General features: G+C 42.9%; 13 protein-coding genes. 6 read left to right on the forward strand and 7 right to left on the reverse strand.

Annotated elements, in window-relative coordinates:
• From DDR33_RS26635 to DDR33_RS08720, 5 genes are all read left to right on the forward strand, one after another.
• Positions 1-456, forward strand: a 456-nt coding sequence (locus DDR33_RS26635; RefSeq protein WP_238387725.1) for a murein hydrolase activator EnvC family protein, incomplete at its 5' end; no start/stop codon positions are given.
• A 132-nt stretch (positions 457-588) separates the two neighbouring features.
• Complete coding sequence (gene tatA, locus DDR33_RS26910; RefSeq protein WP_109415386.1) at positions 589-870, forward strand: twin-arginine translocase TatA/TatE family subunit; 282 nt, start codon at positions 589-591, stop codon at positions 868-870.
• 2 nt (positions 871-872) lie between these two features.
• The gene (gene tatA, locus DDR33_RS08710; protein WP_109415387.1) at positions 873-1,061 is read left to right on the forward strand and encodes a twin-arginine translocase TatA/TatE family subunit; all 189 of its coding nucleotides are present in this window, start codon (positions 873-875) and stop codon (positions 1,059-1,061) included.
• Between the two features lie 104 nt (positions 1,062-1,165).
• Positions 1,166-2,599, forward strand: a complete 1,434-nt coding sequence (gene gatA, locus DDR33_RS08715) for an Asp-tRNA(Asn)/Glu-tRNA(Gln) amidotransferase subunit GatA (protein WP_109415388.1) — start codon at positions 1,166-1,168, stop codon at positions 2,597-2,599.
• Between the two features lie 53 nt (positions 2,600-2,652).
• Positions 2,653-3,411 (forward strand): lytic transglycosylase domain-containing protein, encoded by a 759-nt coding sequence (locus DDR33_RS08720; RefSeq protein ID WP_109415389.1) that lies wholly within the window; start codon positions 2,653-2,655, stop codon positions 3,409-3,411.
• 6 nt (positions 3,412-3,417) lie between these two features.
• Here DDR33_RS08720 and DDR33_RS08725 read toward each other — a convergent pair whose 3' ends face one another.
• Both DDR33_RS08725 and DDR33_RS08730 read right to left on the reverse strand, forming a co-directional pair.
• The gene (locus DDR33_RS08725; RefSeq protein ID WP_109415390.1) at positions 3,418-3,942 is read right to left on the reverse strand and encodes an OmpA family protein; all 525 of its coding nucleotides are present in this window, start codon (positions 3,940-3,942) and stop codon (positions 3,418-3,420) included.
• A 30-nt stretch (positions 3,943-3,972) separates the two neighbouring features.
• Positions 3,973-4,779 (reverse strand): DUF4198 domain-containing protein, encoded by an 807-nt coding sequence (locus tag DDR33_RS08730; RefSeq protein WP_109415391.1) that lies wholly within the window; start codon positions 4,777-4,779, stop codon positions 3,973-3,975.
• 232 nt (positions 4,780-5,011) lie between these two features.
• Between DDR33_RS08730 and DDR33_RS08735 the strand changes: the two genes are divergently transcribed.
• Entirely contained in the window at positions 5,012-5,794 is a 783-nt protein-coding gene (locus DDR33_RS08735; RefSeq protein ID WP_109415392.1) for a hypothetical protein, read from the forward strand.
• Here the strand turns inward: DDR33_RS08735 and DDR33_RS08740 are convergent.
• From DDR33_RS08740 to gcvH, 5 genes are all read right to left on the reverse strand, one after another.
• Positions 5,791-6,402 carry a SprT-like domain-containing protein gene (locus tag DDR33_RS08740; protein ID WP_109415393.1) on the reverse strand — a complete coding sequence of 204 codons (612 nt, stop codon included), beginning with the start codon at positions 6,400-6,402 and terminating at the stop codon, positions 5,791-5,793. The two genes, DDR33_RS08735 and DDR33_RS08740, sit on opposite strands and share 4 nt — an antisense overlap.
• 10 nt (positions 6,403-6,412) lie before the next feature.
• The gene (feoB, locus tag DDR33_RS08745) at positions 6,413-8,527 is read right to left on the reverse strand and encodes a ferrous iron transport protein B (protein WP_202913700.1); all 2,115 of its coding nucleotides are present in this window, start codon (positions 8,525-8,527) and stop codon (positions 6,413-6,415) included.
• Positions 8,528-8,531: 4 nt separating this feature from the next.
• Entirely contained in the window at positions 8,532-8,750 is a 219-nt protein-coding gene (locus DDR33_RS08750; protein ID WP_109415394.1) for a FeoA family protein, read from the reverse strand.
• Between the two features lie 201 nt (positions 8,751-8,951).
• Positions 8,952-9,344 (reverse strand): VanZ family protein, encoded by a 393-nt coding sequence (locus tag DDR33_RS08755; RefSeq protein ID WP_109415395.1) that lies wholly within the window; start codon positions 9,342-9,344, stop codon positions 8,952-8,954.
• Complete coding sequence (gene gcvH / locus DDR33_RS08760) at positions 9,344-9,724, reverse strand: glycine cleavage system protein GcvH (RefSeq protein ID WP_109415396.1); 381 nt, start codon at positions 9,722-9,724, stop codon at positions 9,344-9,346. The genes DDR33_RS08755 and gcvH overlap by 1 nt, the downstream gene beginning before the upstream one ends.
• Between the last annotated feature and the right edge of the window lie 47 nt (positions 9,725-9,771).

The following is a 9,771-nucleotide window of genomic DNA, read 5'->3' on the forward strand; positions in this document are numbered from 1 at the left end:
GTTGCGCGCGGGTCCAGTGTACTTGCAGCCACTCCTGAAGCAGCAAGATTATCTTCCGACTTCCTCAGCAACAGGGGTAAACTACCATGGCCGGTAGCAACAGGAACGATCGTTGAACGGTTTGGTAACCATGGCTACGGAGTAAATGTAACCGTAGAGAACAACGGCGTTGATATCAAGACGAATGACGGTGCGACTGTCAGAGCAGTTTTCTCAGGTGAAGTAAGGTCGGTATACAATATCGGAGGACAATTCGCCGTATTAATCCGTCATGGCGAATATTTCACAGTTTATTCAAATCTCCGTACTGTAAGCGTATCCAAAGGAGAAAAAGTAAGTACCAAACAATCAATCGGAACAGTTATAACCGATCCGGTAGATGGCACCACACAGCTCCATTTTGAGGTAAGAAAAGGCGCATCGCCTATGAACCCCGAAGGCTGGCTTGCTAATTAGGTAAAAGCCTAAAGCCCCAGCCAATGGCAATAATTGATTGCAGATAGCTGACTGCTGGTAGCCAATTACAATAATATTAAACTATTCACGTTTAAATTTCTCTATATTTGTATAACACTTAATGAGCTTGTGATGCTGACAGTTATATTATTATTTGCAGGGATAGGTACTCCGGAATTGATGGTTATCTTATTTGCTATCCTGCTATTATTTGGAGGAAAGAAGTTGCCTGAGCTGGCACGTGGTCTGGGTAAGGGCATCCGGGAGTTCAAAGATGCTTCAGAAGGAGTAAAAAGAGAAATACACAGGAATATCAATTCTGTTAACGAAGATCTCGATGTCGATCTTGACAACACAAAAACAGCTGACACAACAGCTAAGAAAGAAACCGAACAATCTCATATAAATTCATAAACATGTTAAATTCGATTTTGCTGTTAGCAGGGCTTGGGGGTCCGGAAATCATCATTATTCTCGTAGTAATCCTTCTGATTTTTGGAGGACGTAAAATTCCTGAATTAATGCGTGGCCTGGGCAAGGGAGTAAGAGAGTTTAAGGACGCAAAAGATGGCGATCCTTATAAAGATGGAGAGCGCCGGAACTAACAGGGAAAGCGAGTATTCATATATTTTTACTATTAGGCCCCATACTCTGCGGATTGCATAGTTATGGGGTTTTTCGATTTAACAGAATTGCGTACCTTCACGGCATGGAACATCATTCTTCCCTAAAAGCTATTCAGGCAGGAGTCATAGAGGGCAAAATCAGCTTAAAAGATCTTGTATCAAAATACCTGGACCGGATTGAGGAATATAAACACCTCAATGCTTTTATCGAAGTGTTCGGCGACGAAGCACTTGAAAGAGCTGAAGAAATCCAAAGCAAGATCATAGATGGAAAAGCCGGCAGGCTTGGAGGTCTTGTAATCGGAATAAAAGATCTGATTTGTTACCGGAACCACCGGGTATCAGCCGGCTCAAAGATACTCGAAGATTATGTCTCAGTATTCTCGGCGACCGTAGTAGAGCGTCTTCTTTCCGAAGACGCAATTATTATTGGACGGCTTAACTGTGATGAGTTCGCTATGGGCGGATCAAATGAGAACTCTTTTTTTGGCCCGGTCAGAAACTATGCAGACAACAACCGCGTTTCAGGCGGATCTTCAGGAGGTTCTGCTGTGGCAGTGCAGGCCGGGTTATGTATGGCAGCATTGGGCACAGACACCGGAGGCTCCGTTCGGCAACCTGCATCTTTTTGTGGCGTAGTTGGACTTAAGCCGACTTATGGCAGGGTTTCCCGTCATGGAATCGTGGCATATGCCTCCTCCTTTGACCAGGTGGGTCCGCTAACTACTTCTGTTGAAGATGCAGCATTAATCCTCGAGGTGATAGCCGGTCATGACGAGTATGACAGCACAGCATCCACTTTACCTGTCCCCCCCTACTCAGAGCAGCTAAGTTTCACAGGAAAAAAGCGGATAGCTTTCCTTCCCGAGACGCTCAACAGTGAGGCGCTTGATCCTGAAGTAAAATCCCTTATGGAGGCTACGATCAAGCAGTTGAAGGAAGAAGGGCACACTGTTGAACCCATATCTTTCCCCTATCTCGATTATGTTGTTCCAACTTATTATATTCTTACCATGGCCGAGTCATCATCAAATCTGGCAAGATACGATGGCGTGCATTATGGTTACCGGAGCCCTAATGCGACAGACCTTGAAACAACATACAAGAAGTCGCGTTCAGAAGGTTTTGGAGCGGAAGTAAAGCGCAGGATCATGCTTGGCACCTTCGTACTCAGCGCCGGATACTATGATGCGTACTACGCAAAGGCTCAACGTGTAAGAAGACTGATACGGGAAAAGACTGACGAAATCCTGAAAGATCACGATTTTATCCTTCTTCCCACATCGCCGGGCCCCGCATTCGGCCTCGGAGAAAAAACCGACGACCCGGTAGTCATGTATCTGGCTGATATCTTTACCGTACAGGCTTCACTGGCGGGCATTCCGGCAATTTCGCTTCCTTTGGGAAACAATAGTGATGGACTTCCACTTGGCGTTCAGTTAATAGGCAGGAGATTTGGAGAAGCCGAATTGCTGGCATTCTCAAAATATGTTTCAGATGTAACCCTTGTGAGCTGATAGCAGTATAAGTGATAAGATCTATTTTTATTAACGACATCTCAAAAGAAACTATGATGAAGAAGATTAGTGCTGCCATCAGGTCATTACTCCCGGTACTCATTCTTATTTCGCTATCGAAAGCAGGTATAGCATCAGGCAATAATAAAGCTGGGATTGATTCACTTACGTTCAAACAAGCACTTATGCTGATGGAGAACAAAGTTCCGCTGCCATACAATGAGTACGTAGCCAGGTATATCAACATCTATACAGCCTCGCAAAAACCCCGGTTTTCAAAAGTACTTGGTCTTTCTAAATACTACTTTCCCATTTACGAAAAGATCTTCAGAGAAAGAAACGTGCCTGAAGAACTGAAGTACATATCCGTAATCGAATCATCTCTTGATCCGAATGCTGTTTCGAGAGTGGGAGCAACAGGACTCTGGCAGTTTATGTATGAGACCGGAAAACTATACGGACTAAATATCAACGAGTCAACCGATGAACGCAAAGATCCTGTCAAGGCCTGTAATGCCGCTGCCAGTTATCTTCTCGATTCCTACTTTTTATATGACGACTGGCTGCTTGCTATCGCGTCTTACAATTGCGGCAGAAATAACATCAAATGGGCAATGGAAAAAGCCGGTGGAAAAAAAGACTTCTGGTCGATCAGGGAATATCTTCCGGTAGAAACTCAGAATTATGTCCCGGCATTCATAGCCACGGCATATCTGATGAACAATTACCAGCAGCACAATATTACCCCTTCGGCAGGGTACCGGTTGGGTTCTGACACTGCTGCCAATACGAAATCAAAAAGCTACCGCTAGGTTTAATCAGCTGACAGGAGTAATAATCAACTCAACCCTTCTGTTTTTCGCACGGCCTTCAGGGGTACGGTTATCAGCCACAGGCTTGGTATCACCATATCCAACAGTACTTATATTGTCACCATTCAGGCCAAGCGCAACGGCAAGAGCTTTAACAGATACCGCACGCTTATCAGACAACCATTTATTGTATTCAGGGGTACCGGTTTTGTCAGAATGTCCTTCTATAACAATTTTCACAGGTCCCTGCTTTCTGATAACATCAACCAGGTTTTTTATATCTTCTTTTGCTTTGTCAGTAAGATAGGAGGAGTTGGTAGGGAATAATATTTCCGAATCAAATGTCACCCGGATACCGTTTTTATCCACACGCTCTACCTGTGTGCCTGGAAGCTTATTCCGATATGCATCATATTGCATATTTTCAATAGTAGAAACCGAGTTGGCACTGCTTTTAGCCAGATTCTTTTTACTCTTGCACGCCGTAAAAGCTACAGCTAATAAAACAATAAGACAGAGTTGTACTTTCATAAATTTATACTAAGATGTGTGTTTACTTATTTAATAGGTTTGCTGGCGAAACCCGAAAGTAAACGAAGAGGACCAACGGGTGTAATCAGCATCTTTAGCAGAAGTTTTCTCAGCGGGTTTAATATAAACCGCCTTTAACATCCAGTCCCCTGAACGATTGAGTTTAACATATATCTTTCCTTCGCTATCCGTGACACTCTCAGCAGGGACAACAGTGCCGGCAAGAGTCCGTGTATAAATCTCAGTTCTCACCTTAGCCAGGGGCTTCCCTTTGAATAAAAGCTGAGCGGTAACATCCTCCCCGTACTTCATTTTGTAAGGATTCTGTAGCAATACGATTTCAAGATCTTCTTCAGTCTTCTCACCATAGCAGTTGCCCGATGGCTTCTCTGACATAAGCAGTGTACGAAGCGTAAAGATATTATTAATAGACATCTCTTCCTCATCACCCGCTTTCTCCGCCAGATCCGCAAAACCTTCATCCGTCAATTGCCTGATCACTTCTTCCCTGTCCGACACTAAACCGGGCGTTTCTTTCTTCGCTACGATCATACACAGACCTGTACTTTGAAGTTGAAGGGAAAGGCTTGATTGCGAGCCTTTATCGTCATGCTGAAGACTGACCGGCTTCCCGCCTGCATATAAAAAAGCCGATGACAATTGCGAAAGAGGAGTCTTTTTTGCTTTTAACGTATCAAAACCCTTTCCCGAAAATACACCTATATCTATTTTCTGCCCTTTTTCAGGAAAAAAGCTGTAGGGTATCATATAGAAACTTTGAGCATTCACTATATTCAGCAATCCAATACACAGGAAAGCGGCGACCAAATATTTCATCCTTTTTTATTTCTGATTTTCAAACATACAAAGTTTCACCAGCGCAAAAAATCTATTGCCGCAATTTTTTAGCTCGATGATGAATAAATTACAAACCATGTATAAACCTGGACCCTTTTCAGGACACATGTGTATAAAACAATGCATTGCTCTCAGTTTAAGATGGTCTTAAGGACGAATACCACTATGGCACAAAAATTATACTATATAGTAATAGATGCGAAGTTTAGATATGAAAAAGGTAGGACTGGTGTTGGGGATTATTGCGGGGATTATCGTTTGTATTATTTCTTGTAACAAATTACAATCAGATCATCCGCAGGCAAAACTTGCCCCGGAGGCAAATACCCTTAGCGAAGAAGATATAAAAATGTATGAAGACTCGGTTAATTTGATTTTACCTGAGCTTCAAAAACAGGAAAGCCTTGTCTATGAGCAGGGGGATAATTCATTCTATGTTATAAAATATTCCCATAACGGAGAACCCGTTCTCTATGTTGAAAACGAGGACAATGGCGAATATGGCAAGTCTGAAAAGCGATATTATCTTAAAGAAAGAAGGCTTCTTCTATATACAGAAAACACTCAATCATATAACACATCAGAAAGGTTAATGCAGAACCGCCTTTATTTCAGAGGCAATACCTTGTTCTCTTCCCTGCAAAAAACGGGTCCTGATGCTAAATCTCTCCATTCCGAAACACTTAAAGCGTTTACCCCTAAAGAAAGGGAACAGTATCTTGAGATCCCCGAAATGGAGGATGCGCTTAACCAAAGAGGAAAATTCAATCTCGTATTCGACGGTATAACTCAATACCCGAAAGCACGTTTTTTGATACTAAGCCGGGGCGAATTCAATTCCTACCGGGCGGTCCTGCGGATTGAGAAAGAAGATGAGTTAATAAATGAGCTTTCCTCTGATCCCTCCCGGTATACAGGTACAAAATTCGATCTGAACTGGCAAATAAACAGTGAGGGAGAAGCCGTTTACACAAGCGGACGTATAAAGCGTTAATGACTGCTGACCGGAAATACTTCAGCCAGGGGGCTGAATAAATAGATCCTCCCAGTATCCACTTCCAGGCAGGTGTAACGCTTGCGTCTAAGGTTCTCTTTCCTGAAAGTCCTGCCATCCTTCAGCATAAATAAAGTATTCAGGGGAAGGCTTTCTACTGTAGCAGCGCCGCTGGCTTTATCATATTTCTTGAGTGCCCTGAATAAATCCATATCACTGCAACTTGAAGCAGCAGGATTCTCCAGGTACCGCAAAATGACATGATGAAGATCGGCAGGAAAGACCCCTTTTTCAAAAAAAGGTCCCATCATCCGCTTAAAATTATTCTTCCATTCCTGACCATGCGGCTTTACACGCCCTTTATGCTGATCCCAGGTTAGCAGATGCGCAAATTCATGTACAGAAGTCACCAGGAAAGCATATGGGTTAAGATCATAATTAACAGAGATCCGGTGATGATGTCCTTTCTGAGGAGGGCGGAAATCGCCGAATTTAGTATTGCGGTTCCTGGATATTTTAAACTCACATTTAAAATAATCAATCCACTTAGCTATTACAGGAGCCGCCTCTGCCGGAAGATATTTTGATAATACCGCTACCTTATCCACGAAAAAGCAATTACTTAAGAATTACATATACGATCAGGCTCGCAATATATGCCAGGGCAGTCATATAAACAAACTGGATCATCGGCCATTTCCAGCTTTTTGTTTCTCTGTACACAACCGCCAGCGTACTCATACACTGCATGGCAAATGCATAAAAGATCATGAGTGAGAAGGAGGAAGCAAGTGTGAACACCGGCAAACCTGTTTCCGGATTCCGGGCCTCCCTCATCTTGTCGGTGACCGAAGAGATATGGGCTTCATCATCGCTGACACTATAGATCGTTGCCATAGTACCCACGAACACTTCCCGGGCAGCAAACGATGTAATAAGCGCAATACCAATTTTCCAATCGTATCCAAGAGGTTTAATAACCGGTTCTATTGCCCTTCCTATTATCCCGGCGTAAGAAGTCTCCAGCATTTCCGACGACCGGTGCAGCTCTATCTCTTCAGGGTTAAACTTTGCAGTATAAGCAGGCGATTCGTATTTCTTTTCTATTTCAGCATGTTTCCCCGGAGGGCCATACGTAGCAAGCACCCATAAAATAACAGAAATCGCAATGATCACCTTTCCTGCTTCTACAACAAAAGTTTTCACTTTCTCATACATCGTCAGCAGCACATTATCCCAGCGGGGAAGACGGTAAACAGGCAATTCCATAATAAAATAGCCCTTCTCCCTGGCACGCAAAATGTATTTCATCACCCAGGCGACCAAAACGGCCGCTACAATACTGATCACATACATCCCCATCAGTGCCAGGCCCTGAAGGTTCAGGAAACCGGCAATTTTCTTATCAGGAACCACCAGGGAAATAAGAACAGTGTAAATAGGCAAACGTGCTGAACAACTTACCAGGGGCGTGACCATAATGGTGATCATCCTGTCCTTCCAGTTTTCAATATTCCGGGTGCTCATGATGGAAGGGACAGCACATGCCAGACCGCCGATCATTGGCACTACCGATTTACCACTCAGCCCAACCCTGCTCATGATCTTGTCCATCATAAAAGTGATCCGCGCCATATAGCCGGTATCTTCCAGGATGGATATAAAGGCAAAAAGAATGGCAATCTGAGGAATGAACACAAGCACACCGCTCAATCCTGCTAGTATTCCATCTGTCAGAAGATCTGTTAAAACACCCGCAGGAAGGACATTGTGCGCAGTTTCCGTCAACCATACAAATACCCCCTCAATTAATGACATCGGGTATTCCGACCAGGCGAAGATGGATTGAAATATCAGGAACAGAAGAACAAAGAATATAGAAAATCCCCAAATCTTATGGGTAATAATTTTATCGATCTTATTGCTGACCGTTTCTTCCTCCCTGACCTGTTTAGAACTTACAGTATCTGAAAGAAGTTCATTAATGTAGTTATATCTTGCAATTGTTTCTGAAGCCTGAGCCTTCTGCGAGTGAAATGAAAACTCCTGTTCAATCTCTTCTATCCGGTCACTTTGCTGCGGGGTCAGGAAATGCAGGTTCTCATGCTGGTGCGCCAGTTGCAGGGCAGTGTAGGGCTTGTCAACCTGTAATTCATTTTTGATCTTATCAATCAACCCGGGAGCTAAAGCTTCTACCTCTATCGTGTCGTTCTGAAGCGGAATAACAGACGCATAACTGATCGCCTCCTTTAAACGGGATATATTCTCGCCCTGCCTGGCAGAAATTGGAACAATCTGTACTCCCAGCTTTCCGGAAAGCTTTTCAACATCAATTTCAATTCCCGACTTCCTCGCCAGGTCCATCATGTTTAAAGCAATGATTACAGGGATCTTCATATCCGCTACCTGGGTATACAACAACAGGTTACGTTTAAGATTCGATGCATCGGATACGATAACAACAAGATCAGGATGTTCCGGACTGCTCCTGTCAGCAAGAACTTCAAAAACAATAATTTCGTCTTTACTCTTAGGATAAAGGCTATAGGTACCCGGAAGATCTATAATAGTAGCATGGCGACCGTCAGGTAACTTGCATCCCCCCGTCTTTTTATCAACTGTGATACCGGGAAAATTCCCAACCTTTTGATTTAAACCGGTTAAAGCATTAAAAACAGTAGATTTTCCTGTATTTGGATTTCCTACAAGAGCAACTTTCAGATCACCGTTCACCAAATCACCTTTGTAATATAATCGTGGAAGCTTCTTGCATTCGGAGGCTTAACTGATAACCGGAAACAGTAATAGCCATAGGGTCGCCAAGCGGCGCCAACCGTTCAACTACTATAGGTTCACCCGGAAGGCAACCCATTTCCATCAATTTGACAGACATTTCAAGATCAGTGAACTCTTTAATAATACCTGTTTGTCCCGGACGTAGTTGTGATAGCTTCATAATTCTCTTAGAACTGCACAAAGATATATCTTATTTGAAATAAATCCAAATAAGTAAAAAGGCAAAAGAACTTATAAATACTACTTCCCGGCTGCTTTCAGGGTGTACGGCCCGGTATTGTAGAAATGCGGACAATTACATTTTTTCCTGAATACCCCGCAGGAGCTTAAGCTCACAGTAACGGTAACAATAATAAAAATTTTAGATAGACTTCTCATTTCCTGTTCTATGAAGAAAAATATAACTGAAAATCCCCATAGCCACTCCCGTTGTATCACAGAAAAAATCCCACCAGTCAGCAGACCTGTAAGTAAATACTTTCCATTGCAGTAATTCTATAAGACCTCCAAAAGAAACAGCTAAAAAAAAGATTTTCAGAACACTAAGTATACGGAAAGAGTAGCTGTTTTGTTCCCTTATTTTTCCATAGAACATCAAAACAGTTAACACAAAGAAGAACCCCGTGTGTACAAGCTTATCAAACCCTTCAAAAAAGCCTTCTCCCGAACCCGGGCTCATAGGAATATCGCAAAGGATAAGTACCAGTACTGCCCAGATAATAGTCAGGTACTGGTACTTGAGTATTTTGATCATTAATGTCCGATCTGAGTTTTATAATCTTCTGCAGAAAGCAGGGAATCAAGATCAGAAACAGAAGAAAGAGATACTTTCACCATCCAGCCTTCACCATAAGGATCCTGGTTTACCAGTTCCGGAGATGCATCAAGCTGGCTGTTTACTTCTTCAATTGTTCCGGTCACAGGCATAAAAAGATCTGACACTGTTTTTACAGCTTCAACAGTTCCGAAAACGTCGTTTTGAGAAACTTCCTGGCCAACAGTGTTGATATCTATATAGACTATATCACCAAGCTCACGCTGAGCAAATTCGGTAATACCAATGTATGCGACATCACCTTCCAGACGAATCCATTCGTGATCCTTGGTGTACTTTAAATTGAGGGGGAAATTCATGATACTTTTTTGTGGCCAAAAATAGCAATTGAAACGGGAAGTGACAA

The organism is Pararcticibacter amylolyticus, assembly GCF_003130405.1.
GTDB lineage: Bacteria > Bacteroidota > Bacteroidia > Sphingobacteriales > Sphingobacteriaceae > Arcticibacter > Arcticibacter amylolyticus.